This window comes from Rhizobium sophoriradicis (assembly GCF_025200795.1).
Taxonomy (GTDB): Bacteria; Pseudomonadota; Alphaproteobacteria; order Rhizobiales; family Rhizobiaceae; genus Rhizobium; species Rhizobium sophoriradicis.
On the sequence record NZ_CP104154.1, the window covers coordinates 33,008 to 59,283 of the forward strand.

A 26,276-nucleotide genomic window follows, 5' to 3' on the forward strand; every position below is an offset into this window, starting at 1 on the left:
CGAGAGGTCGATGTCGGGAAAGGGGACCGCTCGCCTAAATTACGTTCAGTCTGCATTCCCGGCAGGCAAATTCTCCGCAAAGCATCTGAGACATGCTGAAATCCTGAGAGCGCAAGATTTTGGCATGCGCTTTGCTTTCTGTCTTGTATGCAAGATAGTCACACATCGGAGACCACGCAGAAGTCGATCGAGGAAACGATCGTATCCGGCATCCTCTCTGCCAAGATCAGGCCAGGTACGCGCCTTGGCGAAAATCAGCTGGCGGCACTCTTCGGCGTGTCCCGCACCCGCGTCCGTGAAGCGATGATGCGCCTGGAGACACGCGGCATCGTGCATGTCAGCCCAAGGCGGGGCTGGTTTGTCGTCGAGCCGTCCGCTGAAGATGCGATCGCGGTCTATGAGGCACGGCGTGTCGTCGAGGCCGGATTGCTGCGCGGCATGCGCGTGCTGACGGACGAGGGCAGCAAGGCCCTCGACGCGCATCTCGCCGATGAACGAAATGCGATGGCAGCGGGCGACCGCCAGCGGCTGACCTATTTGATGGGCGATTTCCATATCCGCATCGCGGAATTGAGCGGCAATGCCATCATCGTCGATATCCTGCGTGACCTGACCGCCCGGACGATCCTCATTTCGATGCTTTATCAATCCGAATTTCATGCGGCGCAGTCTCACGAGGGGCACTGCCGCATTTTCGAGGCCATGCGGGCGGGCGATTTCGTCAGAGCTGCGGCGCTCTCCGTCGAACATCTTGATGAAGTTGAAATGGGCCTCGACCTCACGGCGCGCCCGGATCCACTTTCGGATCTGCGCAATTCCCTGTCGCTTCCGCCCAAGACCGCTTTATCCGCCTTCCAACAATCGGACCCAAAAACCACCACCTCAAAGGAGCAATGAACACATGCTGACAAGACGAGTCTTCTTCGCGATCGCGACCCTGGCCGCGACCTTCAGCTTCAACTCGCCGTCCCACGCCGATGCTCTTGCCGACATTTCGGCGCGCGGTACGCTGCGTGTCGCGGTCCCCCAGGATTTCCCGCCCTTCGGCAGCGTCGGCACCGATATGGCGCCGATGGGCTACGATATCGACGTCGCCAATCTCATTGCCGAAAAGCTGGGCGTGAAAACCGAGCTCGTGCCGGTGACGAGCGCCAACCGCGTCCCGTATCTGCAGACGAACAAGGTCGATCTGGTCATATCAAGCCTTGGCAAGAATGCAGAGCGCGAAAAGGTGATCGATTTCTCTGTTGCCTACGCTCCCTTCTTCAACGGTGTGTTCGGACCCGCCGATCTTGCGGTCGCCAAGACGGAAGATCTCGCAGGCAAGAGCATCGGCGTCACGCGCGGCGCCGTTGAGGATCTCGAACTGACGAAGATCGCGCCGGCCGATGCGACGATCAAGCGTTACGAGGACAATAACGGCACCATCTCGGCCTTCCTGTCTGGTCAGGTCGACATCATTGCCACCGGCAATGTCGTGGCGGCTGCGATCCTCGCCAAGAATCCTCCGAAGCGTCCTGAGCTGAAATTCCTGATCAAGAACTCACCCTGCTACATTGGCCTCAACAAGGAACAGTCCGCCCTCCTGGAAAAGGTGAACGGCATTATCGCCGCCGCCAAGACCGACGGCTCGCTGAACGCGATATCGCAGAAGTGGCTCGGCGCCGATCTACCGGCCGATCTGTAAGGAACCAGGATCTTGCGCATGTCTCCCGCGCCAGGCTGGATGACATGCGCTCCGTCACCGCAAGAGGGGACATTCCTTGAGCTACCATTTCGAATTCAGCTGGCTGCTTCAATATTACCCTGAGATCATCAAGGGCATACTGATCACCCTGGAGCTTATCGCGGTCGGCGGCGTGCTCGGCATTTCTCTCGGCATCATCTGCGCCTGGGTACGGGCGCTCGGCCCGGCCTGGCTGAAGCCGGTCGTCGCGGCCTATGTCGAACTGATCCGCAACACGCCGTTCCTGATCCAGCTTTTCTTCATCTTTTTCGGTCTGCCGTCGCTTGGCATCCAGCTCTCTGAATTGACGGCCGCCAATCTCGCGATGATCGTCAACCTCGGCGCCTACAGCTGCGAAATTATCCGTGCCGGCATCCAGGCCACGCCGAAAGGCCAGTTCGAGGCGGGCGAGAGCCTTGCCATGACTCGTTTCGAGACCTTCCGGCATGTGGTTCTCGTGCCCTCGCTGCAGCGCATCTGGCCGGCGCTGTCGTCGCAAGTGGTCATCGTCATGCTCGGCTCGGCGGTCGTGTCGCAGATCGCCGCCGAGGATCTGACCTTCGCGGCGAATTTCATACAATCGCGAACCTTCCGGGCCTTCGAGGCCTATATCGTCTCGACCGCCATCTATCTCGTGCTGGCGATCCTGCTCCGGCAGGTGCTGGGTCTGATCGGCGGGTTCATTTTCCCGAGGAGAACAGCACGATGATTACGTTCACACTCTGGGATATCCTGCGCAACCTGCTGCTTGCCACCCGCTGGACGATCCTTCTTTCCCTGGTCTCGTTCCTTGGCGGGGGTCTGGCTGGGCTGTGTCTGCTATTCCTGCGCATCAGCAGGCGCAAGGCCGCCAGGGCATTCGCGAAATACTACATAGAGCTCTTCCAGGGCACGCCGCTGCTGATGCAGCTGTTCATCGCCTTTTTCGGTCTCGGTCTCTTCGGGATAGACGTGCCGGCCTGGCTTGCGGCGGGATTGGCGCTGATCTTATGGAGTGCCGCCTTCCTCACCGAAATCTGGCGAGGCTGCGTCGAAGCGGTCGCGAGGGGGCAATGGGAAGCCTCGGCCAGCCTCGGCATGGGCCGTCTGCAGCAGATGCGCCACGTCATCCTTCCGCAGGCGCTGAGGATCGCCATACCGCCCACGGTCGGCTTTTCCGTCCAGATCGTCAAGGGAACGGCGCTGACCTCGATCATCGGCTTCGTCGAATTGTCGAAAGCCGGCACCGTGGTCACCAACGCCACTTTCCAGCCCTTCACCGTCTATGGGCTCGTCGCGCTCATCTATTTTGCCCTTTGCTGGCCCTTGTCAAAAAGCAGCCAGATCCTGGAGAGAAAACTCAATGTCGCTCATCGAAATCACTGACGTCCGGAAAAGCTACGGGACCAACGAGGTGCTGAAGGGCATCAACCTCAATGTGGAACCTGGCGAGGTCATTGCCATCATCGGCAAGAGCGGTTCGGGCAAATCGACGCTGCTTCGCTGCATCAATGGCCTGGAGACCATTACCGACGGCTCCATCTCCGTGGCCGGCGCGCAGCTTCTCGACGACGAAGTCCATCTGAAGGCACTGCGCCTCAAGGTCGGCATGATCTTTCAGCAGTTCAACCTTTTTCCGCATCTGACCGCCGGCGGCAATGTCATGCTGTCGCAGACCGTGGTCAAGAAGACCCCGAAGGCCGAGGCAGAAGCGACCGCCCGCAAGATGCTGGAGCGGGTGGGGCTGGCTCAGAAGTTCGATGCCTATCCGGATGAGCTCTCGGGCGGCCAGCAGCAGCGTGTTGCCATCGCCCGCGCGCTCGCCATGCAGCCGACCGCGCTTCTCTGCGACGAGATTACCTCGGCGCTCGATCCGGAACTGGTCGCCGAAGTTCTGGCCGTGGTGCGGGAGCTTGCCGCCGAGGGAATGACGCTGCTGATGGTCACCCATGAGATGAAGTTCGCTCGCGACGTCTGCAGCCGCGTCGTCTTCATGCATCAGGGTAGGATTCACGAAGCAGGCCGCCCGGAGGATGTCTTCGCCAATCCTCACACTGCCGAGCTCAGGCAGTTTCTCGGTGTCGGCTAAAGCGCGTCGCATCAAATTTGATTCATGCGACGCGCTTTAGCTCTTTGTTTATGCATGTCGTTGTCCCGGAACCGCCGCACACTTCCGGGTGACATGCTGGAGTCGTCATGGTGGCCCGCGATTGGGTGGCGAACAGCTACCGCCATTTTTTGGTGAGAAATCCCGACGGACCTTGAACGGGATCGCTGTGGGGGAGGGGTACGGACGCGATTTTTGCCAACATGTCGCTCGATGCAGCCGAAGTCTGAATGTCGGCATGCTGTCCCTTGGGATAAGCGCCGACGACCTGGAAGTCCGACGTGCAGCCGAGATTTTGGTGCCCTGTCCCGGCCGGAAGCACAAAACAGTCCCCCGCCTCGACCTTTATGGCTTGACCGTCGGGACCGCCAATCAGAAGGGTGGCACTACCCCGTGACACTCCGAGCGCCTCATGTGCGCCGGCATGGTAGTGCTGATAATCGAATACACCGTTTGTCCAGATGCCTGTCCAACCGCTTGCCGCGAAGCGCTCTTCGAAATCGCAAGGTCCGTCGTCGTCAACAAGCCCCTTGTAAAGCAATACAGGAAGGCGCTGGTTGTTCGGGACCCAGTCGCTCGGCTCGAAAATTGTCGTTTCGACGTGCATGTTGAATCTCTCTTCGCCGAAGTCACTGGTGCTTGAGGCTTTGAAACCCCAACTTTGGTGTTTGACAAAGGTTCCTCGACGCGCCGCAGCTTCGGGGAGGAGACCCGGCGGGAGACCGCCGGATGCTCCGTGCTTGAGAGGGCGCTCAGCGCCCGATTTGGCCACGTGCGGTTGCCCCGGCGGGTCAGTGGGCCAGCATCTCCTCGACGATCTGCTTGCCATTCAGGTTCGCGGGGTAGTAGGTCGGCCAGTTGGTTACCTCATTCAACAGCGCGGCGCGGTCATTACCCCAGTAAAGATGGTAGTGGTCGGCCTTCTCGGGGGCGACGATGTGGTCGCTGAACTGAATGAAGCGTGGTGCGGCCTCATCACCGGCGCTTTTCCTGAAGACGAAACGAACCCCTCGATTACCCTTCTTGTAGGTGAGGATTTCGTGCCCATCCGTCTCATAGTCTCCGGTCACGGAGTCCTTGCCGCGGAAAAACGTAACCTTCTTTCCGTTGATGACGATCCGGTCGACGTCGGTCTTGTATCCTGCGTCATAGTAGGCACGATAGTCCCCGGCGCTCTTGTCGCCATGTTTCGCCTTGTCGGCCATTACAGGATCCAAGGTCCCGTCACCTAGATAGGGGTAGACCGACTGCCAGTCGCCTTCCCAATCCGACAGTTCACGCGCCTTTACCTGATCGTCATCGAAATACCCATCATGCACTGACCCCTTCTTCTCGTGGGAATGGCTGTGGCCGTGATTGTTTCCGGAAGATGTCTGGGCGCCAGCCGTTCCCGCAAAAGTCAATGTTGCGGATACAGCCAGAGCGTAGCTGAGTGTTGTGATCGCCTTGTTCATTCACTGAAACCTTTCGATTGGCCGGCACGGCTCGCGCCTTACCTGTCATGTAATAACATTACAGATTCCAAGTAGCGTGCTTCGGCTGCAAGCGCAAGGTGGGAACGGTGGATGCGCTTCGCTTGGTGATCACCATTCCAACGCATGCAGGCAAGTCAATCCAGGAGGGCCGATCGCTGCAAAAGCTCCGGTTCAAACCCGCAACGGCGCCGAAATCCGGGTTCGTGCTTGCGTCATTGGCGCGGTCGGTGAGCACGTGCTCGGCCGGCCGCCCCTGACGAGATCAACGGCAGGAGCCGTATCATTCTCCGACTTGCTCGGGCGCTGCAACGCCGAAGCTCCACGTGCGGCCGCTCCGTCTTCAAGATCACTCTGACGACGGCGCGGCCGCTCCGGAAATTATTTGTCCTTGTTGCCGGCAGGGGCGGGCAGCAACACCGGCTCGGCCGAGCGCGTCGGCGCCATCAGCTGTGCAAGGACGTCGTCGGCCGACTGGCTCGAACTGCCGATGCCGGCCTCGCGCAGCTGGCGGTCGAGATCGCTGCCGTTTTCCAGCGCGGCCAGTTCAGCCCCGGCTTCGATGCGTCCGGCGGTGACTTCCTGGCGCTTCTTGATGCGTTCGAGACTTTGGACGGCGCTGCCGAGGCGGGTGTTGATGCCCGACTGGCTATGGGCGATCGCCGACTGAGCACGCAGCAGCGACTCGTTGGCTTTGACGTTCTCCACCTCACGCTTCATCTGAGCAATGCGCGATTCGGTTTCCTGGATGGTGCGCAGCATCTGCTGCTGGCGGGGCAGCAGCCGGTCGAGCTCTTCCTGGTCTCGCTGCATTTCGGCGCGGCTGTTGGCAATGCGCTGAGCGAGCCCCTGGGCGAGATCGGTGCGGCCCGCCGAGATCGCAGCGCGGGCGCTCTCGGTATCCTTGGTTTCCTTTGCGCGGTTTTCCTCAAGCCGGCGCATGACGCTCTTGTTCGATGCCATGATGCCGGCCAGATCGGATCGCGCCCTGCGCAGCGACTGTTCGGCGTCGCGGATTTCTTGGTCAAGAATGCGCATCGACTGGCTGTCGGCGGCGGCTTCGGCCGCCTCGTTGATGCCGCCACGAATGGCGGTAAAAATCTTTCCCCAGGTGCTCACGCTGCAATCTCCCCGCTTTTCCATTCTTCGATCATATGCGCTGCATCGACTGCATTGGCAGCCAGAATGGCGACTTCCTCGACGACGGTCTCGGCCGACGAGCGCGCCGACAGTGAACCGAACAATTCGTACCATTCCTCACCGTCGATTGTAGTGATGCCGAAGCTCGACAGCGGCACGAATTTGTGCGTCTTGAGAACCATCCGTTCGAAGGCTTCCCGCTTGGGCACGTCCTTGCACGGCACCAGGACAACGCTGACAAGAATATCGCGCTCTCCGCTCACTGCGACGAAGACGTCGAGATCGCCTCTTTCCTTGAGCGTTACGCAGATGACGTCACCATGTTCGGGTACGGCTACATCAACATCGCCCAGCGCATCCGGATCGGCCGCGAACAGGCGCGTTAAAGTGGTAAGGTTCCAGGTCTCCAAAAAGTCCTCCATCGGTTAGAGCGTCGAAATATCTGGGTAGTCGGTTTACAACTTAAAGGTCTGGCGCGCGAAATAAATTTTGCTAGGCTACCGATCAGCAACGGGGGGAATCGCTTGCCATTTATCGCTTCATTATTGCGGCGTGTATATCTGTCGCTCAGCGAATTGGCGTGGTCAGCCCTTCTGGTTATCCTCGTTGCCCATCTGGTCGCTTCCTACCTTCTGTTTTTACTGGCCGGCGAAGGCGATCTCGTCGGCAACCCGGTCGACTTTCTTTACTACTATATGGTGACCGCAACGACTGTCGGCTATGGCGATCTTTCTCCAAAATCAGGATTCGGCCGGATCATTACCATTATGGTCGTCCTTCCTGGTGGTATTGCCATCTTTACCGCTGTTCTTGGCAAGTTGTTGACAGCTATCGGTACGATCTGGAGGAATCGCATGCGCGGATTGGGTGATTACAGCGAACGGGCCGGCCACATCATCGTTTTGGGCTGGCAAGAGGGGCAGACATACCAAACCCTGCGGCTGCTGCATTCCGAGCGGCACGCCAACGAACCGATGACGGTGCTGGTCGCCAAGGACCTGCCGGAAAATCCCGCCAGCAATTATGCCGATTATATCCGCACGGAACGGCTTGCCGATGCCGACGCTTTGCTGCGGGCCGGAGTGGCCCAGGCGCGTGCGATCATCGCACGCGGAGCAAATGACGATGAAACGCCGGCCGCGGTTCTTATCGCCGAAGATCATGCGCCCAATGCCCATATCGTGGCCTATTTCGCCGATGACCGCACAGCGCAAATGGTCAAGCAGCGTCGGCCGCGCGTCGAGGCGGTGGGTTCGCTCGCCGAGGAGCTTCTGTCGCGTGCGGCACGTGATCCGGGCTCTTCGGAAATCGCCGCACGGCTGTTGTCGGCAGCCTCCACCGACACTGCCTTTTCTCTGGCGGTGCCGCCCTTGCATACGCCGCTGTCCTATGGCGACGTGTTTTTGAGCCTCAAGCGTCGGCATAATGTGACGCTCGTGGGCATGCTGAGCCACGGCGTGACTGACCTGAATTGCCGGGACGAGACGCTGATGCAGGGCGGCGATACCCTTTACTACATCAGCGGAATACGGCTAGATCCCGCTGCCATCGCTTGGGCTCGAATGGGAGACGTGACATGATCGGCTGGTTCGGCGGAGACAAGAATGAGAAGCCCTTACCCGAAGAGCTCGGCCCGTTGAGCGTGGCCATCGGTGGGGCGCTTGAAATTGATTTCCTCTCCCTTGAAGCCGATGCTCTGGGCGGCGAGCCGGCCATGCCGCTGCCCCGAAGCGGGCCATTCATCATTGCCGGCTACGGTGAGGTTTCGCTCGATGCAGCGACGGTTCTGTCGCGCTACTACGATGAAGAGAACCGGATGATTCAGGTGATGTCGGCGTCGGGCAAGCCGGGTGAAGCAATCGACGACATCAGCTTTTATCAGCCTTGGGACAGCGTGGTGCCCGCCGGCCAGAGCGAATGGAGCCGCTGGACCGGGTCGAGCGGCCTGATCGGTCAGCCATCCTATGATGCCGATGGAATCCTCTTTAACCGATTCTGGGGCGACGGTCCGGAGCGGGCGCAGTTGGTGGAATTTGTCGAAAGGGTCAATGATGGTGAAGCGCAGCGCTCCATCCATCAGACCTGCATGCTGTATTACCGCCCGCTGGGGTCGACGCGCGAAATGCTTCTGATCAATGTCGAGCGCGATCTGGATCTCGGGCAGAGCCAGGCGGGCAGCTCGGTGGAATTTCTGATCGGTTACGGACTGGCTCCGGCCGACGTTCGCCGCGTCTGATGGGCCTAGCAATTTTCAACGGAGGATTTTTTTGATGCTCGACTACGTGGCGGGCTTGCCTGCCTTCCTTGGTTATTTCGCCGTCGGTCTTGCCGCATACGGAGTTTTTGCGGTGATCTACACCTGGTTGACCCCGCAAAAGGAGGTGCAGCTCATTCGCGCGGGCAATCTTGCGGCCGTCACGGCCTTCTTGGGCGCCCTTGTCGGTTTCAGCCTGCCTCTGGCTTCGGCCGCAGCCAATTCGGTCAGCATCGTCGACTATATCATCTGGGCGGTAATAGGCATTTTGGCGCAGATCCTCGCTTTCTATATTGCCAATTTCACCATGAAGGACCTGCATGAAAAGATCACCGCCGACGATATCGCCGCCGGCATATGGGGCGGCGGCATCGCGCTCGTCGTCGGTATTCTCAACGCCGCCTGCATGACCTATTGAGGGAGGGAAAGATGCGCAGACGCATGAGCGGGCACAGGCGACCTTTCCTGGCCCTTGGCACTATCGCTGCCTCGACCCTGGCTTTGTCCGGTTGCGGCGATCAGACTCCTTCGGAGGTAATGTTCACCTCCGTCGACCAATGCGTGGCTGCAGGAATGGATCGGCAGGTCTGCCAGGCCGGCTATCAGGATGCGATGCGCGCCCATCTCGCCGTCGCGCCACGTTTCAATGGCATGGCCGCCTGCGAGGCCGAATACGGTACCGGCCAGTGCACCGAACAGCCGGCCGGCACTGTCCCGAACAATAGCGGCGGAGGCGGCAGCTTCTTCGTGCCTTTCCTGGCAGGCTACATGATGTCTTCGGCGCTAAACAACATCGGCGATTATTACGATTATCGCCGGCGCCAGGAGCAGAGCGGTTCCTATTACGGTTCGACGCCGATTTATCGCAACCGCTCGGGACAGACGGTCACAACCACCGTTCGCTCAGGCGGTGATAGCGTGACTGTGCCCTCGCGCCAGAGCGTCAAGCCGGTCAATGTCAATACCCGCACCGTTGCCCGACAAGGCTTCGGCGGCCGGTCGTCTTTCAGTTTCGGCGGTTGACATGAAGCGCATCACCCTCCCGGCGCGTCCTGACTGGCGTGACAAGGCGCGCGCCGTCGGCTTCGGATTTCATGTCATGTATGGCGAGCCCTACTGGCTCGATGATGCCGCCTATACGTTCACGCTCGATGAGATCGAGATGCAGATCGAGGAGCCCAGCCAGGAACTCCATGATATGTGCATGGATCTGGTCGGCGAGATCGTCAGCAGCGAAGAGTCGCTCGACAGGCTGGCCATTCCGGAAGACCTGCGCGATGTGGTGCAGCGGTCGTGGCAGCGCCGCGACCGGCACCTCTACGGCCGTTTCGACCTTGCCTATGATGGCATTGGCCCGGCCAAGCTACTTGAATACAACGCCGATACCCCCACCTCGGTGTTCGAGACCGCTTATTTCCAGTTCAACTGGCTGACCGATCAGATTGCTTTGGGTGTTTTGCCCAAGGATGCGGACCAGTATAATTTTCTGCAGGAAAGCCTCGTCGAGGCATTCGACCAATTTCCCAAGGAGTCGATTTTCCACTTCGCGGCGATAACCGACAATGAGGAGGATCGAGGCACGACGGTCTATCTCATGGATTGTGCGGTCCAGGCGGGCCATCGCGTCGAGCTTTTGGATATTCGGGAGATCGGCATTGATGCGCAGGGCCGCTACACCGACCTCAAGGATCGGGTGATAGACCGCTGCTTCAAGCTGTATCCATGGGAGTTCATGCTGCGCGAGCCCTTCGCTCGCGAGCTGGCGCGCTCTGGCGATGTTTTCGTCGAGCCCGCCTGGAAGGCCGTGCTTTCCAACAAAGGGCTTCTGCCGCTGCTCTGGAAGCGCTACCCCAATCACCCCAACCTGCTGCCCAGCTATTTCACCGATGACCCGGCGGCCTCGACCCTCACCGACTACGTGCGCAAACCGCTGTTGTCGCGAGAAGGCGAAAACGTGACGATCTTTCGAGACGGGCGGGAATTGGTTTCCGCGCCCGGCGACTATGGCGAGGAAGGCTTCATCGTTCAGGCCTATGCACCGCTTTTCGAAACCGATAACGGCTTTGCCGTGCTCGGCAGCTGGATTGCCGGCGACCGCGCCTGCGGCCTTGCTGTCCGCGAGGACCGCTCGCGCATAACCGCAAATCTATCGCGTTTCGTGCCGCACGTCATAGTCGGGTAAGTCGATCGGCTGAGGCCGCAGTTCCCTTCCATAGGTCCGGAGCGGGGATGTCGTCTATGCGCATCGGTCGCACAGGCAGCATTTCGAAGTGCTCTTTCTGATCCATCGTGGCCTGGCATGTCACAAGTCACTTCATTTCATAAAACTGTCACCCAACCTTGGCATAGCTCGATCGATTTCCGATAACGCGATCCGAGGGGGGATTGATGCACGACGGAATCTATCGCGTGCTCTTTCTATCGCGCCGCAATTCCGCACGTAGCGTGATGGCTGAAGCAATCTTGAACAAGATTGGCAAAGGACGGTTCAGAGCATTCAGCGCTGCCGTCGATCCGGCGCCGGTGATAGAGCCTACCGTTCTGCAGCTGCTTCGGAACGCAGACTACCCGATCGAAGATATAAAGCCTCGGCATTTCGGGGCCTTTGCGGATGCTGGCGCCGCCGACCTGGATTTTGTCTTCACTCTCAGCGCTACTGCCGCCGGCGAAGCGCCTCCGGAATGGCCGGGCCTGCCGATCACTTCGCATTGGCGCTGTCAGGACCCGATCCTCGTCGAAAATGAGGGTTGGCAACGCAATCAGGCCTTGATGCAGGTGCTGGCTGGGCTGGAGCGCCGCCTGAACATCTTTATCAATCTGCCGTTTGCGTCGTTGGACCGCATGAGCCTGCAGCACCAGATCAAAGGCATTGGTGATGCGGAGAGGACTTAGTCAGAAAGAGCCGCTTTCGGTCGATGCATCGAGCGTCGTTGCTGACTGATGGGCGAGCAGGTACTCGCTTCCACCGCAGTCATGCTCCCGCTTGCGCGTCGGAGGCGGAAAGGGTGTTGGAGTTGGCCAGTTTCCAAAATGACCCTTCGAAACGGATTCATCCCTCATGCCAACAGCTATTCGCTCATCATCCGGATGTGATCTTACGGAGATAAAGCCGCTGTTGGAATCGTTCCAAGAAGCCACAAAGGAGAAGCGCCATGGCTAATATCGACACCAGCAAATTGTCCTGGGACGAATGGGATGAATTGCAAAATCCCCCGCCGGCCGAAACCGATTTCGATCGTGTCGTCGAATCGGCTGTTTCGCGCCGTGGCTTCCTCGGTGGCATCTTGGCTGTCGGTTCGGCTGCCGCCGCGATGGGGACGCTCGGCAGTCTGATGTCCTCCACCTCGGCCCAGGCGCAGGACGCTGCTTCGCGCTTCGCGTTCAAGCCGATTCCCATCTTCACCGACAACACCGTCCATGTCCCGGAAGGCTATGCCTGGAAGCCGCTCGCAAAGTGGGGCCAGCCGCTGTTTTCCAACGTTCCGGATGTCGATCCTGCCAACGGCGTCAGCCTCGAAAATTCGGATAAGGTCTTCGGTGAAAACACCGACGGCATGGAACTGTTCGTGATCGGCGGCCGTCAGGTCATCGCCGTCAACCATGAATATGTGAACAACGAAATCAATCTTCCGCACAACGAAAAGGGCATGCCGAAGAGCGCGGACGACGTGAAGATCCTGCAGAACCTTCAGGGCGTCACCGTCATGGAAGTCGCCGAAGGCGAAAACGGTTGGGAAATCGTGCTCGACAGCCCGTTCAACCGCCGTATTACGCATCTGACGCCGATGAAGATGTCCGGTCCGGCCGCTGGTTCCGACCTTGTCAAGACCGCCGCCGATCCGAACGGCACCGACTGTCTTGGGACCTTCAACAATTGCGGCGCCGGCAAGACGCCTTGGGGCACCTATCTCACCTGCGAGGAAAACTTCAACGGATATTTCGGCTCGTCCGATCCGAACTTTGCCATGCCCGACGACTTCAAGCGCTACGGCATCGCCGCCGAAACCCGGTATGGCTACGAGGTTTTCGATCCCCGTTTCGACGTATCGAAAAACCCGAACGAGCCGCGCCGCGCCGGCTATGTCGTGGAAATAGACCCGTCCGATGCTACGTCCACCCCGATCAAGCGTACTGCGCTCGGCCGCATCAAGCATGAGAACGCCGCCGCAGTGATTGCCCGCAATGGTCGGGTGGTCGTCTACATGGGAGACGACGAACGTGGCGAGTTCCTTTACAAATTCGTTTCCGACGGCATCTACGTGCCAGGCGGCGACACCTCCAAACTGCTTGACGATGGCACGCTCTACGTCGCCAAGTTCGTCGATGACGGCAATGGCGAGTGGTTGGCGCTGACGCCGGAAACGACCGGCATGAAGATGGACGAGATCTGCGTCTTCACCCGGCAGGCCGCCTCCAAGGTCGGAGCCACGACCATGGACCGCCCGGAGTGGGTCGCCGTCAACCCGGTCGCCATCGAGGCCTATTGTGCGCTCACCAACAACACCAATCGTGGCGTGAAGAAGAATGCCGGCGGCGACGAAATGCCGGTCGGCGGCGCCAACCCGCGCGAGAAAAACGCCTACGGCCAGATTGTGCGCTGGTATCCGGAAAGTGAGGACCATGCCGGCGGCAAGTTCAAATGGGACCTGTTCGTCATGGCCGGCAATCCCGACGTTCACAAGGATGCCTATGCCGGCTCGTCCAACATCAATTCCGGCAACATGTTCAACTCGCCTGATGGCATGATGTTCGACTCGACCGGTCTCTTGTGGATCCAGACGGACGGCGAAGACACCAACGAAGGCGACTTCCTCGGCCAGGGTAACAACCAGATGCTCGCCGGTGACCCGGCAACCGGCCGCATCGAACGTTTCCTCACAGGCCCGAAGGGGTCCGAAGTCACCGGCATGACCTGGTCTGCGGACAAGCGGACGATGTTCGTCGGCATTCAGCACCCCGACGCGCCCTTCCCGGATGGCGAAGGCAAATTGCCACGCTCGACCATCCTAGCGATCAAGCGTGCCGACAACGCGCTTGTCGGATAGCCGCCTTCTCGACAATAGCTGGGGGCGCTGGTTCAGCGCCCCTTAGCTCTGTCTCGAACATCGCCGTGAGCTACGGCTCGTTGATCTGATGGCCTTGGCGCGATTTCCTGGCGGTTTGCTTAGGTGTGTCTCATCCATCATTTGCTGCTGACGAATGGAACACCAGGATCGAAGCGCACACGTCGCTCCTGATGCGAGGCCGGCCAGCGATGCGGGTTGACGGGCAATATGCGAGCGAAGATCGACACAGCTAACCGTCGCCGCGGCCTGGGAGCGGACGATCAGTGCCGCCAAAGCGCACGACAATGGCAACAGAACCTACAAGTATGTCCCGCTAACCTAAAGCTCGAGGTGCGTTGCGGTAGCGGGCAGCACGCATCAACGATACTTTTTAGGGCTGTACCACCACGTTGGTAAAACCCCCATCGGGATGCGTTACGACATAGTCGAGCGCCTCGTTTACTTCGCTTAGCTGAAACGTTTGATGACCTAAGCAACCAAGGTCGAGCGTGCCGGCTGCTACCATTCCGGCCATTTGTTGCCCCTCCTGCGTGGTGAACCACTTTGACCCGATATATTGCGTTTGGTTCACCATGAGATCGACCGGGTCGAAGCTGATTTGTTCGCGCGTTCCACCAACCAAGACCATTCGGCCGCCATTGTTGAGGGAGGCAGCTGCGTCCTTGGATAATGACGATGGTGCCGAGGTCGCAAGGCATTCTAAGACGATGTCAACGCCGATCCCACGGGTTGCCGCCCGGGCCCAATCGGCAACCGAGCCGGAATGAATCGAGAATGTCTCGATCCGATTAGGCGAGAGCGCCTTCAACCGCGCCAATGATACCTCATCGCGAGCGACCGCGAGGATTTTGGGGACCCCCAATGCAATCGCCAGAAGCACAGCGCTGACCCCCAGTGTACCGGTAGCACCAAGAACCAGTAGCGTACTGCTCGGGCCAGCGCCCCCTTTCAGAAGACCTGAGTAGGAGGTACCCATATATCCGAACCGTGTGGCTTGATCGAAGCTCATCGTGGCCGGGAGCTCGACCACGCTGGAAGCCGGAGCCACCAAGTATTGCGCCAATCCTCCCCAAGGATAGCGGCGAAACACATCCGGTGAGTCCGGACCGAATCCGAAATAGCCTGCGAATGTCGACGAAGGGCAACCCATCGGCTTCCCCGCACGGCAGGCCGGGCAAGTGCCGCAGGAGCGGAGCGGATTGATGTAAACCGGTTGGCCGACATTGATGCCACGCACCAGCGGACCGATTTCAGCAACGACGCCGGCGACGTCCAGGCCGAAAATTGCAGGGAAGGGGGGCAAGGAGAGATGGGGAAACCATGATGGGAAGTGATGAATGACGTTCTTCAGGTTCGGGACGAGACCGCACGACTTGACCTCAACCAGCACATCGTCGCCAGTAGCCCTTGGCGTCGGAACTTCATCGAATCTGAAAGGTTCGCCGACACCATGGATCCGGGCAGCTCGCATTACAGGCATTATGGTCTTCGACATCTCAAGGCTCCTTTGTCTCTTGATATTTACATCAGCCAGCCCGCAGCCCGCGCCGAGTCATGATTTCAAATCTCAACTCTCGCGGCGCTCGCCAGGGATCAAGGGCAGCCGAAAGGTCGGATGTTTGCTCAGACGCGATCAAGGGATTTGCGAAGTTATCTGGGCATACGGGACGGGTGTACTTGCCGGACCCGTAACGTCCGGACCACTGCCTGCTGTCCCGACGCACCCGGTCGCACATCACACATCGTTGGAATGGCGCAACCCCGCGACGGCGGCGATATAGCCTCCGATATGATAGTATCCGACGAGACACAAAAGCTCGATAAGCCCTGCTTCACCGATATGCTCGACCACGCCCGCCAGTTGCGCGTCGCCGATGTGATCATCGGCGAGCAATGCGAGCACGAACGAGGCGATCACTCGCTCATTCTCCGACAGCTCGTCGGGAATGCGACCGTGCGAAAGATCCTCCAGAGCGGCGGAGCTAAGAAGGTCCTCCCGCGCGGCAAGGGCGGAGTGAAAATGCCAGACATAGTCGGCCCTCGTCTCGCGGGCCGTCAGCAGGATGGTCACCTCGACAGTCGTCTTGCTGAGGGTCGTGCCCCAGCGAAGGACCTCGCCCAGCGCCTGCACACGCTGTGCAATTTGCGGTGTGTGCAAGAGCAGGCGCAGTGGGCCGCGGACCCCGCCGCGAGGTCCCCTGGCGATCTCGTCGCGAACGCGCAACTGGTCCTCAGACATTGCGCCCTCGTCGGGGAAGGCGATACGCGAACTGATAGCCATGGTCATTAATCCTCAAACACAGCCTCGTCCCGCGTTTTGCGGAAGGAGGGAACGACGACGACGAGAAGGAGCAGGGTGATCGCGATCAAGAGCGCGATGCACAGCGGCCGAGATACGAAGATCTCGAGACTGCCGCGCGACAGGGCCATCGAGCGGCGAAAGTTCTCCTCCATCAGCGGTCCCAGAATAAAGCCGAGGATGAAAGGGGCGCACTCGCAGCCCAATTTGGCGAACAGATAGCCAAGGAATGCGAACAGGGCGAGCACCATGATGACCGCTGCGCTGTTGTTCGTGCTGTAGATGCCAATCGCGCAGAAGATCACGATCATCGGGAAAAGCACGCGGTACGGAACCTTCAGCAGCCGCACCCATATGCCCACCAGCGGAAGGTTGATGATGACGAGCATCACATTGCCGATCAGCATGCTCACGATGAGCCCCCAAAACAGGTTGGGTTGCTCGGTGATGATTTGCGGACCCGGAACGATGCCCTGGATCATGAGGGCTCCGGCCATCAGCGCCATCACTGCGTTGGACGGAATGCCGAGGGTCAGAAGCGGGATGAACGACGTCTGACTGGCGGCATTGTTGGCAGCCTCGGGCCCGGCCACGCCTTCGATTGCGCCTCTGCCGAAACGATCTGGCGTGCGCGAGACCCTCCGCTCGAGCGCATAGCTTGCAAAGGAGGAGATCGTCGCGGCTCCGCCCGGCAGTATGCCAATGAGCGATCCGAGCGCGGTGCCGCGCAGCGCCGGCCGCCAGGAAGTGCGGATGTCGTCGAGCCTGGGCCAAAGCGTCTCGATCTTTGCCACCAATCCCGACCGGGCTGCGGAGTTGCGCTCAAGATTGTTCATGACCTCAGACAGCCCGAACAAGCCGAGAGATACCGCCACGAAATCAAGCCCTTCGACAAGGTCGGGAATCCCGAACGTATATCTGAGGGTGCCGGATGTCGGGTCCTGCCCGACGAGTCCGATCAGCAGGCCCAGAAAGATCATGGCAACCGCCTTGACCGGCGAGCCATTCGAGAGGACGACGGCCGAAAGCAGGCCGAAGACCAACAGCAGACAGTACTCCGGAGACCGGAATGCGTTGGCGAAACTTCCAAGCGCCGGCGCGAAGGCTGCCACCACGATCGTCCCGACAATGCCGGCGAAGAGCGAGGCGAGCGCCGCGATAGACAGTGCGACGCCGGCCCTGCCATTCTTGGCCATTTGGTGGCCGTCCAGGCAGGTGACGATGGATGATGCCTCGCCCGGCATGTTGACGAGGATCGATGTGGTCGATCCACCATATTGGGCGCCGTAGTAAATGCCGGCCAGCATGATGATGGCGGTCTCGGGCTGGAGCCCGAAAGTGACGGGAAGCAGCACGGCGATCGTCGCGATGGTCCCGATCCCTGGCAGCACGCCGACAAGAGTTCCGAGCAAACAGCCAAGGAAGCAAAACAGGATGTTGATTGGATTTGCAGCCACGGCAAACCCGGTTTCGAGGTTCTCGATGAGGCTCATATCACCACCAGAATAGCTGCAGAGGCAGTTTTAGGCCGACGACAAAGACGACGGCGATGAAGATTGCAAACACCGTGCCGACGATCAGAGCCTCCAGACGCCGGCGATTGCCGCCGCCGAAGGAAAGGAAGAGGTACGCCAGGGTTGCCGCTGGAACCAGTCCGGCGGGCCGCAACAAAGCAATGAACATTCCAAGCCCGCCGAGAATGGTAAGGATCGGCCGCGCTTGCGGCAGCGCGACGACCATTCCGGAGCGCAGCCCGTTGACAGCGATCATCATTCCCAGAACGATGAGTCCAATAGACAGGATTGTCGGCAGGAACCCTGGTCCCACTCGCGCCAGGTTCCCAAAGTCATACCCTACAGCAAAGAACAGACCCGCCGCTCCCGCCAGCACAAACATTGCGCCAGCGGCGCCGTCTTGGTTAATGTTCACGGTCATTCCTCCGCCTACGAAATCATTCGACCTTGATGCCACGTTCACGGATGATGGTGCCGAAATCAGCCCATTGCTTTGCAATCTCCTGGCCCATTTCCGCAGGGGTACTTGCAACGTACCTCTGCCCGTTCTTTTCGACCATTTCCTGCAAATCTGGCGATTGCATCGCACCGTGAATCGACGCGGCCAGCTTTTCCACGACAGCCGGCTCGAGCCCTGCCGGGCCGACCACGCCGAACCAGAAATCCTGATCGAGCTCTGGAATGGAGAGCTCGTCGGCTATGGTGCGCACCCCAGGGAAGTGATCAGAAGCTGACGCGCCGTAGATCGCAATAGGTTTGAGATCGCCACTGTCGATATGTGGTTTGGCCAGAAGAATCCCGGTGATCGTGATGCCGCTTTCGCCGGTGACCACCGCCTGTGTCGCGGCCGAAGTCCCCTTGTATGGGATCGTGGCGAACTTCGCGCCGGATTTGACCTGGATCAGCTCCATGGCAAGATGTGCTGTCGAGCCGAGCGCGTTCACCGCTGCAAGAACCTGGTCGGGATTCTTTTTGGCATATTCAACGAGCTCCGTAGCGTTGGATACAGGCAGATCCCTGTGAGCAACGAGGATGGATGCACCTTGCTGCGTCTTCGCGATTGGCGTGAAGGCCTTGGTGGCATCGTAGGTGGCGGTCATGACCTGGGGTGCGACCACAAGGCTGCTCATGTTGCCATAAAGCAGCGTATAGCCGTCAGCTGCGGCTCCAGCGACCGAGCTTCCCGACAGCGCTCCACCGGCGCCGGGCTTGTTCTCGACAACCACGGGCTGACCGAGAGATTTGGTCATTTTGTCGGCCAGCAGCCGGGCGAAAATGTCGGAGTTATCGCCTGCCGCGGCGCCCACAATCAGATGGATGGGCCGTTCAGGATATTCAGCCAGCGCCGGACAGGCGGAAACTGCGATAAGCGCTGCGGTCAGCAGGCCAAGCGCCCGCTTCGAAAATTTCGGTTGATGCATGTCTTCCTCCCTTGATTCATTCGGTTGACCCTAAAGGCCCAACGATTTCTCCAGCGTCATGGGCTCCCATTCCTCGAGCCTCGGGCTAAGTTCGACATTTTCGAAAGGTGTGGTCTCGAAGAACCAGGATTTGGGAGCAGGCCGGCCCCAAGGCTGCTCGAGCGTTCCGATCGTCCCCCATTCATGCGGCGGTTCTTCAAGGTCGATCAGCTGGATGGGCATAATGAAGATCTCCGCTCGATGGCCGTCCGGGTCGCGGAAATAGACGTAAAGCATGTGGTCGAGACCATGGCGCTGCGGGCCACGCTCGACGGTCTGGCCAAAGCCCAGCTGCGCGGCTGCGTCGCAGGCGCGGAAGATGTGCGACGACTCCATGATGGCATAGGCGAAATGGTGCAGCGCCGGGCCCCGTCCGCGGATGTAAACGATGTCATGCGGATTGTCCTTCCGGCTCATGAACGCGCCGGTGATCCGTTCCGGCGTGCCGCCGACATTGTAGTCCGAACAACGGAAGCCAAGATTGGAGTAGTAGATCGAAGCTTCATGCGGATCCGGCGTGTGCAGCTGATAGTGGTCCAGGCGCAGCACCGCGCCGCCCTTGTGAAGTCGGGATTGCCCCAGCAGGCGCTGCCGCGTTTCCATCCGGGCGACGAGGTCGACCGGCGTACCGGCGCAGTCATGGAAGCGCAGGGTCCGCGCCTGGAAGGGAACCTCGATCCATTCGCTGCGGATGCCCTCCCTGTCGAAATGTGCTTTCGCCCTGTCGAGATCCTCATCGAACTGTACGCGCATGCCGATGCTTTGGCAGCGTGGCGCGTCTACTGTCTTGTGCAGCACGAGGCTGTGATGGGCGACCTCTTCCACCCCCCGCAGGAAAATAGTTTCGCTATCCTCGTCGCTGACGACCAGCCCGAAGACCTCAGTGTAGAATTCTTTGCTTCGACCGAGATCCTTTACCGTCAGCGTCAGGTGACTGGCTCGGGTGATATTAAAGGGTGGGTTATAATTGGTATCGGGGAATTTCATGTTTTCCTCCCATGGAAAGGATGCAATCAGGACTGCCAAGGACCGGCATCGGCGACAACGGGATTTCTAAGAATGCCAATCCCATCGATCTCGACCTCGATCACGTCGCCGATCTTGATCGGGCCGACCCCCTCGGGGGTTCCGGTCATGATCAAGTCCCCGGGCAGCAGCGTGATGTATCGGGAAAGATATGAAATGATGTAGGGCACCGAATAATGCATGCGGGACGTGCTGGAATTCTGCCGCTCGACCCCGTTGACGCGCGTGCGGATCCGCACGTCCATCGGATCTATGTCGGTCGCGATGACAGGGCCAAGCGGGGCGAAGCTGTCATAGCCCTTACCGGCGAGCAGACAGCCGAACGCGCTTTCGCGGCGCTGTAGGACTCGATCGCTGACATCATTGCCGCAGGTGTAGCCGAGGACATAGTCGAGCGCCTCTTGCTCCGATACGTGGCGCGCCTGCTTGCCGATCACGACGACAAGCTCACCCTCGAAATGGACGTTCTCGCCGTGCGGTGGATAGAGCACCGGCTCGTCCGGGCCAATTGCGCTGGTGGAGGGCTTCATGAAGAGGACGGGCTGCTCCGGAACCGGCCTTCCGGTTTCCTCGATATGAGCAAGATAATTGTAGCCCAGCCCGAAAATGCGAGGTGAGCCCACCGGGTTTAAGATCCGGGCCGCTGCCAGATCGTCCATTTGACCCGTCGGCACCCCATCGCCAAAGGGCGACCCAGCCAGGCGATCGGCCAGGTCATCGCCGGCAAGAATGCCATAATGCGCTTCGCCTTCAAGGGCGTACCGTGCAAGCTTCATCGCGCAGTTCCTCCCAAACGCGTGGAAGAAGTATGCGAACGTTAGCGCAAATGTCAAGCGGTCTTGTTCCCGAATAGGGTATCTGCTTTGCTAACCTCGACAAGTTGACGTTCCTTGACTTTGGAGAACTAAAAGGTCTTATTGGCGCTAACGATGGCACAATGAGCTTTTGTGAGGTTTCTGTGCAGAAGACGCCAATTCTTTGCCTGACGTTCGACAACCTTGGAGCCGCGCGAAGCGTATTCGATGGGAAGGCGGCGGTACCCGATCTAACCTCGCCCGATATCGTCGAAGGTTACCCGAACACCCTCAAGCTCCTTCGGAACCTCGGCCTGCGGGCAACATTCTTCGTCGAAGGCTGGAGCGCTTTGCATTATCCAGGCACGATAGAAGCCATCCTTGCAGAGGGGCACGAAATCGGCCTCCATGGATGGATACACGAGCGTTTCGCCGAGTTGGGCCAGCTGCGCGCGACTCAGTGCATCAATGACGGCCTCGCCGTGTTGTCCATGCGTGGGGTTGTTGCGAGTGGATTTCGCGCGCCTGGCGGCACGCGCGGCGCCCACGCCGAAGCAATCCTACTCAAGTCGGGGTTTACCTACGACAGCAGCGTTGACACCTCCATGTCGATGGAGATCCCACGAGACACTTCCTATACGGGAAGCGACGTTCGGCGCTTGCCGTCCGGTCTCGTGAACATTCCCTGGGCATGGTTCATGATCGATGCGATCCACTATATCCTGTCGCCGAACGGGATTCGCGATCCTTCCGACCTGGCGGACTACTGGCGGGCCATTCTGCGTGACGTCGCCGCAAGAGGTGGCGTTCTTACGATCATATTCCACCCCCATATCTCAGGCGTCTCTACCGAAAGGCTTGCGGCGATGGAGCAAGTTCTTCGCACGGCGATCGGGCTCGGTTTTGAAATTCTGCCTGCCCGTGAAGTGGCAAACAGAGCAGGGTAGCGCGCGTTCAGGCAAAGCGCGCTTCGCCCTCTACAATCAGCCGGTTGCCCTCCGTTGCAGCCCAGAGAAGTGCCTTGCCTGAAGAGTCCGGAAAACTTCCGCGTAGTGAGAGAGGCGCATTTACAAACGCAGGAGAGACCGCCTTGAAGGAAAGGGAGACGAGATGCCGGTTGCCTGAGCGCTGAGCCGTGCGGCGGGCAAGCATGGTGGCGACCAGTGGCGCATGAACAACCAAGCCTGGATAGCCCTCCATCTCCGTCGCGAACAGATGATCATAGTGAATGCGGTGCGGATTGAAGGTGAGTGCTGAAAAGCGGAACAGCAAGACCGGATCCGTCGTCACCTCATCCTGCCAAGCCATCCCCGAGGATGGCGCCTCTACGTGACGAGGCGAACTTGTCGGTCCCAGGAAAAGCACGTCCTGCTCTTCGATCAGCGACGCCTCCTTTCCGATAAGCCCGATCTCGTGGCGGAAGGTTACGAAAAGCAGCCGGCCGCTCGCCCCGAGCTTTTCCTTGATGGCGACAACCGTCGACCGGCGCTCCGCCCTTTCTCCAAGCGGGAGGTCGTGCAAGATTTCGACGCGCACTCCCGCCCACATGCGCCGCGGCAAATCCTCCATCGGCGGCAAGTGGTCGGTGTTGTGCGCGTGGCCGTTCAAACCAAGGTCCCTTTGGTTTTCATGAGGCAGGAAGTACATCCAATGGCCAAGCGGCGGGAGAGGACTGCCATTTGTGTATGCGGGGGCTTCATCGAGTATTGCCGCCAGCCGCCGCTGCGGCTCCGGGCTCAGCACATCGCTGCTCGTCTCCTCCCGGCCTATCCACTGTTCGAATGCGTCCATAGTTATTGCAATTCCCTCGTTCTTGTGCATGTAATGCGAACGTTAGCGCATAAGCCGGCAGGCGTCAAAGCGCTCGTCAAGAGAATCAAAATCATTGTGCGAACGTAATCATCAGACTGCCACAAACTGTGCTCAACCGGCGTAATCGAACCGAGGATACCGCAATGAAAGAGATAAGGCTGATCGGGATTTCAGGGAGCCTCCGCAGCGCTTCTTTCAACACTGCAGTGCTGACGGCTGTTTTTCGCAATCTGCCAGCAGGTGTATCCGCCGGCATTGCAGACATCAGCCCGCTGCCCTTTTATAACGAAGAACTTGATGATGCTGACCAGCCGGAGGCCGTCCTTGCATTGCGTGAGAAAATCTTGCTCGCTGACGGGATCGTATTCTGCTCGCCCGAATATAACGGCGGCGTTCCGGGCGTCCTTAAGAACGCGATCGACTGGCTGTCACGGCCGATGCACGGGTCAGTCTTCCGCGGCAAGCATGCGTTGATCATCTCCGCATCGCCCTCCGCCGTTGGGGGCGCGCGCATGCAAGCACAGCTGCGCTGCGATCTCAGCGCCTGCGAACTGCGGGTACTTGCACGACCACAAGTTGTCGTTGGCCAGGCGCATATGAAGATGATTGACGGTGTGTTCAGCGATGACAAAACTCTTGCTTTTGCCGCTAAAGCGGTGACCGATCTTGTGATGGAAATACGCATCTATCAGGCGGGGCTAGCCGCGCTCGGAATGGGTGTGCCGAACGTCGCCTCGGATCGGCCGCACATCCGATGAGCGCTCGATGAAAGTGTCGCACCGGGCGTCATTTCACTCCGCTGCTTTGACGCCGCGCCTGAAAACGGGTTGGAGCCGGACCGCTCTTTGGATTATCGAAGACCAAGTTCGCGCTTTGCCATCATGAAGCCGCGCGCATCGTTGATGCAGTCAACGGCAATCAGCAGATTTTCCTTGAAGTAGGAAACCTTAAGGCCGCCGTCGTTGGCACTCGCCAGGGTCTCCGCGCGCTCGTAGCCGCGGTTGAAACCAGCGATCTGCAGTTTCGTCTGGTATTGATCCGACCAGAACCAGGGGCGCGGGCAATAGGGCGTTGCTTCACCGAGAATGTTGCGTGCGACGTGCTCTGCCTGATCGATTGCGTGCGGCACGGATTCGAGACGGATCATTTCGCCGTTGTGAATAAACGAGGCGCAGTCTCCGGCCGCCCAAATGTTTGGATCGGTTGTACAGCCGAATTTATCGACGACGATGCCGCCATCAATCTTTAGGCCTCCTGCTTCGGCAAGTTCCGTGTTCGGACGCACGCCGATACCGGCGACAACCGCGTCGACGATGACTGAGGATCCATCGTCAAGAACGGTTTTGATCGCTGCCCCTTCCGGCTTCAAGTTACAAAGGCCGACGCCCTCGCGGATATCGACGCCATTCGAGATGTGGAGCGTTCTGAAATAATCCGCAGTGGGTTCGGCGGCGACCCGGTTCAGGATGCGAGGGGACATTTCCACCAGCGTGACCTCGGTTCCGACCTGTCGCGCGGCAGCAGCCACTTCAAGGCCGATATAACCGCCGCCGACCACCAGCAGCCGGGCGTCCGGCTTCATGATTGCGCCAAGCCGATCGGCATCCGCCTTGTTGCGCAAATAGAAGATGTTGGTGACGGCCGCGCACATTGGGGCCGGCAGCCGGATCGGATCGGCGCCGGTCGCCAGAATGAGCTTGTCATAGGGGAAGCGGTCGTTGGCGGTGACGGCCTGGCGGTTGCCGCGATCGATTTTGACAACCGGTTCGTTGTTGAGGATCTTGATGTTCTGGTCCGTGAAGAAGCCGGCATTGCGAAACGACAGGCGGTCCGCTTCGAGCTTTCCAAGCAGATAGGCCTTGCTGAGCGGTGGCCGCTGATAGGGCATGACACCCTCGTTGCCGAACATCGTGATCGAACCGTTGAACCCTAGCTGACGCAGCTTCGCGGCGGCGGCGAAACCCGCTTGCCCAGCACCGACAATCACTACCTGCTCCGCCATGGTTTACATCTCCGATGCGACGCGGACGACCGCGCCATTCAGGCGCCCGTCAACGCGGATCTGGCAACTCAGCCGGCTGCCCGGCTCCCGCGGCGCATTCGTGAAGTCAAGCATGTCGTTCTCATGATCGCTGATTGGATCGAGGACTTCGATCAGGGCATCATCCATAATCACGTGGCATGTGCCGCAAGCAGCCGCGCCGTTGCATTCTGCAACGATGCCCGGCACCGAGTTCTGCAGAGCTAGTTCCATGAGACTGAGGCCCTCGCTGGCTGGGCAGGCTTTGTGCCCTCCGTCAGGAAGTATGAACGTGATCTCCGCCATTTTTTCTCCTCCGATGTTTTCGGTTTTACGCGTCCCAGACCACCGGCAAGCTAACCGGGCCGCGAAAGACCCAACCGTGAATTCGAGCTGCCGCGGTGTTCTTTAGGTGCAAATTCTGCAATCGCTCAAAAAGACCCGGCACGACGAGGCGACCGACCATATGGCGGGCGACCCAGGTGCCGGCGCAGAAATGCGCCCCCGCTCCAAAGGCGAGGTGGGACTTCTTCTCGCGAAAGACGTCGAAACGATCTGGATCAACAAAGCGGCTGTCGTCGCGATTGGCAGCGCTGACGCATAGTCCCACCTGATCGCCCTCGCGTAATCTGACACCCGAGACAACGACATCCCGCGTAACCCGGCGAGGATACATGCCGATCGGCGAAATCCAGCGGACGGACTCCTCGAAGGCCGTCGGCCAAAGGTTCGGGTCGGCCTTGACCCTTGCCAACTGCTCGGGGTTTTCGAGCAGGCCAAGCACCATGGTGAGGATGGAGTCGCGCGGCTCATTTAGCCCGCCGCCGACTGCCACCTTGATATTGGCATAGATCTGCTCGATCGTATGCGGATCTTCCGCGTGGATCATCGAAGAGAGTACCGATGTGTTCGGATTTTGACGGTGATACGGCAGGGCGCGGTTGATGGCCTCCTCGACACCTTTTGCTGCTTCTACAGCCTTGTGACTGATCTCCGGATCGCCGGAGTAGTTGCCTGCGCCGTCGATCAGCGACTGCGACCAGAACGCCATTGTCTGCCAGTCAACGTCGAGAAAGCCCAGCACCTCGGCGAGTGCACGCCCGGCCATCGGCGCGGCCAGCGCATCGAAAAGATCTGCCTCGCCGTGTTTTTCAAAACTGGACACGATCTCGTCGAAGATGGTTTCAAACCTCGGACCCCAGCAGGATTTCATCGCGCCGGGGCGCAGTGCCGGCTCCACCGCCTTGCGCTCGCGGGCGTGGGCCTCGCCGTCCTTGCGCATCATGGTGTGGCCCATGACCTTGTTGACCAGCGACTGCGGATTTTCGGAAGAGAAAAGCTCCGGATCGCGCTCCATCGCCATGATGTCCTCATAGCGGGTGGCAACGAGCATGTTCGCCGCCTCGATACGGACCACGGCAGCCATATCGCGGGCGCGTTTGAATGTGGGGTAGGGATCGGCCAGAAGTTCAGCGAAGGTGACGTCGGAAATGACCGGCGGGGTCGCGGCTGTCTCTTCGGTAAGTATTGCTTCTCCTCCCATCTTGCCCTCCCAAGCAATTTTGATGTCGAGCAAGGTTAGGCGGCGGCTTCCATTCTGCCAATTG

General features: G+C 59.5%; 29 protein-coding genes. 14 read left to right on the forward strand and 15 right to left on the reverse strand.

What is annotated here, in order from left to right:
- Positions 1-147: 147 nt before the first annotated feature.
- From N2597_RS25685 to N2597_RS25705, 5 genes are all read left to right on the forward strand, one after another.
- Positions 148-897 (forward strand): GntR family transcriptional regulator, encoded by a 750-nt coding sequence (locus tag N2597_RS25685; RefSeq protein WP_096769966.1) that lies wholly within the window; start codon positions 148-150, stop codon positions 895-897.
- 4 nt (positions 898-901) lie between these two features.
- Positions 902-1,687 carry a transporter substrate-binding domain-containing protein gene (locus tag N2597_RS25690; protein WP_183602035.1) on the forward strand — a complete coding sequence of 262 codons (786 nt, stop codon included), beginning with the start codon at positions 902-904 and terminating at the stop codon, positions 1,685-1,687.
- Between the two features lie 76 nt (positions 1,688-1,763).
- Entirely contained in the window at positions 1,764-2,435 is a 672-nt protein-coding gene (locus N2597_RS25695) for an amino acid ABC transporter permease (protein ID WP_040141668.1), read from the forward strand.
- Complete coding sequence (locus tag N2597_RS25700; RefSeq protein WP_077989801.1) at positions 2,432-3,091, forward strand: amino acid ABC transporter permease; 660 nt, start codon at positions 2,432-2,434, stop codon at positions 3,089-3,091. Before N2597_RS25695 ends, N2597_RS25700 begins: the two co-directional genes overlap by 4 nt.
- Complete coding sequence (locus N2597_RS25705) at positions 3,069-3,794, forward strand: amino acid ABC transporter ATP-binding protein (RefSeq protein ID WP_096762497.1); 726 nt, start codon at positions 3,069-3,071, stop codon at positions 3,792-3,794. Before N2597_RS25700 ends, N2597_RS25705 begins: the two co-directional genes overlap by 23 nt.
- Before the next feature lie 136 nt (positions 3,795-3,930).
- Here N2597_RS25705 and N2597_RS25710 read toward each other — a convergent pair whose 3' ends face one another.
- The 4 genes from N2597_RS25710 to N2597_RS25725 all read right to left on the reverse strand — a co-directional run bounded on the left by N2597_RS25710 (position 3,931) and on the right by N2597_RS25725 (position 6,846).
- On the reverse strand, positions 3,931-4,419 hold the full coding sequence (locus N2597_RS25710; protein ID WP_040112109.1) for a cupin domain-containing protein: 489 nt from the start codon (positions 4,417-4,419) through the stop codon (positions 3,931-3,933).
- A 184-nt stretch (positions 4,420-4,603) separates the two neighbouring features.
- Positions 4,604-5,266, reverse strand: coding sequence for a ZinT family metal-binding protein (locus N2597_RS25715; RefSeq protein WP_077989803.1), 663 nt, complete (start codon positions 5,264-5,266; stop codon positions 4,604-4,606).
- 399 nt (positions 5,267-5,665) lie between these two features.
- The gene (locus N2597_RS25720; protein WP_183602033.1) at positions 5,666-6,403 is read right to left on the reverse strand and encodes a PspA/IM30 family protein; all 738 of its coding nucleotides are present in this window, start codon (positions 6,401-6,403) and stop codon (positions 5,666-5,668) included.
- A complete protein-coding gene (locus N2597_RS25725; RefSeq protein WP_010059709.1) occupies positions 6,400-6,846 on the reverse strand; it encodes a YjfI family protein in 447 nt (148 codons plus the stop codon). Before N2597_RS25725 ends, N2597_RS25720 begins: the two co-directional genes overlap by 4 nt.
- Positions 6,847-6,948: 102 nt before the next feature.
- On the opposite strand from N2597_RS25725, the gene N2597_RS25730 reads away from it, so the two are divergent.
- The 7 genes from N2597_RS25730 (at position 6,949) to N2597_RS25760 (ending at position 13,723) form a co-directional block, all read left to right on the forward strand.
- On the forward strand, positions 6,949-8,004 hold the full coding sequence (locus N2597_RS25730) for an ion channel (RefSeq protein ID WP_183602031.1): 1,056 nt from the start codon (positions 6,949-6,951) through the stop codon (positions 8,002-8,004).
- A complete protein-coding gene (locus N2597_RS25735) occupies positions 8,001-8,660 on the forward strand; it encodes a YjfK family protein (RefSeq protein ID WP_040112103.1) in 660 nt (219 codons plus the stop codon). Before N2597_RS25730 ends, N2597_RS25735 begins: the two co-directional genes overlap by 4 nt.
- A gap of 34 nt (positions 8,661-8,694) precedes the next feature.
- Positions 8,695-9,096: a DUF350 domain-containing protein gene (locus N2597_RS25740; RefSeq protein WP_009994737.1), complete on the forward strand. Its 402-nt coding sequence runs from the start codon at positions 8,695-8,697 to the stop codon at positions 9,094-9,096.
- 11 nt (positions 9,097-9,107) lie between these two features.
- A complete protein-coding gene (locus tag N2597_RS25745; RefSeq protein WP_040112102.1) occupies positions 9,108-9,701 on the forward strand; it encodes a DUF1190 domain-containing protein in 594 nt (197 codons plus the stop codon).
- A 1-nt stretch (position 9,702) separates the two neighbouring features.
- On the forward strand, positions 9,703-10,860 hold the full coding sequence (locus N2597_RS25750; RefSeq protein WP_040112101.1) for a glutathionylspermidine synthase family protein: 1,158 nt from the start codon (positions 9,703-9,705) through the stop codon (positions 10,858-10,860).
- A gap of 206 nt (positions 10,861-11,066) precedes the next feature.
- Positions 11,067-11,570 carry an arsenate reductase/protein-tyrosine-phosphatase family protein gene (locus N2597_RS25755; protein ID WP_009986969.1) on the forward strand — a complete coding sequence of 168 codons (504 nt, stop codon included), beginning with the start codon at positions 11,067-11,069 and terminating at the stop codon, positions 11,568-11,570.
- Between the two features lie 260 nt (positions 11,571-11,830).
- A complete protein-coding gene (locus N2597_RS25760; RefSeq protein WP_077989806.1) occupies positions 11,831-13,723 on the forward strand; it encodes a PhoX family protein in 1,893 nt (630 codons plus the stop codon).
- Between the two features lie 391 nt (positions 13,724-14,114).
- On the opposite strand, the gene N2597_RS25765 is transcribed toward N2597_RS25760, so the two are convergent.
- From N2597_RS25765 to N2597_RS25795, 7 genes are all read right to left on the reverse strand, one after another.
- Entirely contained in the window at positions 14,115-15,239 is a 1,125-nt protein-coding gene (locus N2597_RS25765) for an alcohol dehydrogenase catalytic domain-containing protein (protein WP_210282073.1), read from the reverse strand.
- A 240-nt stretch (positions 15,240-15,479) separates the two neighbouring features.
- Positions 15,480-16,025 carry a hypothetical protein gene (locus N2597_RS25770; RefSeq protein WP_183602029.1) on the reverse strand — a complete coding sequence of 182 codons (546 nt, stop codon included), beginning with the start codon at positions 16,023-16,025 and terminating at the stop codon, positions 15,480-15,482.
- A gap of 5 nt (positions 16,026-16,030) precedes the next feature.
- Positions 16,031-17,536: a tripartite tricarboxylate transporter permease gene (locus N2597_RS25775; protein ID WP_040112097.1), complete on the reverse strand. Its 1,506-nt coding sequence runs from the start codon at positions 17,534-17,536 to the stop codon at positions 16,031-16,033.
- Position 17,537: 1 nt separating this feature from the next.
- Entirely contained in the window at positions 17,538-17,978 is a 441-nt protein-coding gene (locus tag N2597_RS25780; RefSeq protein WP_183602027.1) for a tripartite tricarboxylate transporter TctB family protein, read from the reverse strand.
- A 16-nt stretch (positions 17,979-17,994) separates the two neighbouring features.
- The gene (locus N2597_RS25785) at positions 17,995-18,978 is read right to left on the reverse strand and encodes a Bug family tripartite tricarboxylate transporter substrate binding protein (protein WP_183602025.1); all 984 of its coding nucleotides are present in this window, start codon (positions 18,976-18,978) and stop codon (positions 17,995-17,997) included.
- A gap of 30 nt (positions 18,979-19,008) precedes the next feature.
- Positions 19,009-20,004: a VOC family protein gene (locus tag N2597_RS25790; protein ID WP_183602022.1), complete on the reverse strand. Its 996-nt coding sequence runs from the start codon at positions 20,002-20,004 to the stop codon at positions 19,009-19,011.
- A 26-nt stretch (positions 20,005-20,030) separates the two neighbouring features.
- Positions 20,031-20,876: a fumarylacetoacetate hydrolase family protein gene (locus N2597_RS25795; RefSeq protein ID WP_225880887.1), complete on the reverse strand. Its 846-nt coding sequence runs from the start codon at positions 20,874-20,876 to the stop codon at positions 20,031-20,033.
- A 104-nt stretch (positions 20,877-20,980) separates the two neighbouring features.
- Here N2597_RS25795 and N2597_RS25800 point away from each other — a divergent pair, with 104 nt between their 5' ends.
- Positions 20,981-21,784, forward strand: a complete 804-nt coding sequence (locus tag N2597_RS25800) for a polysaccharide deacetylase family protein (protein ID WP_225881351.1) — start codon at positions 20,981-20,983, stop codon at positions 21,782-21,784.
- Positions 21,785-21,791: 7 nt separating this feature from the next.
- Here N2597_RS25800 and N2597_RS25805 read toward each other — a convergent pair whose 3' ends face one another.
- Positions 21,792-22,658 (reverse strand): HTD2 family dehydratase, encoded by an 867-nt coding sequence (locus tag N2597_RS25805; protein WP_183602018.1) that lies wholly within the window; start codon positions 22,656-22,658, stop codon positions 21,792-21,794.
- Positions 22,659-22,792: 134 nt separating this feature from the next.
- Between N2597_RS25805 and N2597_RS25810 the strand changes: the two genes are divergently transcribed.
- Complete coding sequence (locus tag N2597_RS25810; RefSeq protein ID WP_183602016.1) at positions 22,793-23,407, forward strand: NADPH-dependent FMN reductase; 615 nt, start codon at positions 22,793-22,795, stop codon at positions 23,405-23,407.
- Positions 23,408-23,499: 92 nt separating this feature from the next.
- Here the strand turns inward: N2597_RS25810 and N2597_RS25815 are convergent, their stop codons facing one another.
- From N2597_RS25815 to N2597_RS25825, 3 genes are read right to left on the reverse strand one after another with little or no spacing between them, the layout of a single operon-like run.
- Positions 23,500-24,651, reverse strand: coding sequence for an NAD(P)/FAD-dependent oxidoreductase (locus N2597_RS25815; protein ID WP_183602014.1), 1,152 nt, complete (start codon positions 24,649-24,651; stop codon positions 23,500-23,502).
- A 3-nt stretch (positions 24,652-24,654) separates the two neighbouring features.
- Positions 24,655-24,975, reverse strand: coding sequence for a 2Fe-2S iron-sulfur cluster-binding protein (locus N2597_RS25820; RefSeq protein ID WP_040141632.1), 321 nt, complete (start codon positions 24,973-24,975; stop codon positions 24,655-24,657).
- A gap of 25 nt (positions 24,976-25,000) precedes the next feature.
- Entirely contained in the window at positions 25,001-26,245 is a 1,245-nt protein-coding gene (locus tag N2597_RS25825) for a cytochrome P450 (RefSeq protein ID WP_341356270.1), read from the reverse strand.
- Positions 26,246-26,276 lie beyond the last annotated feature (31 nt).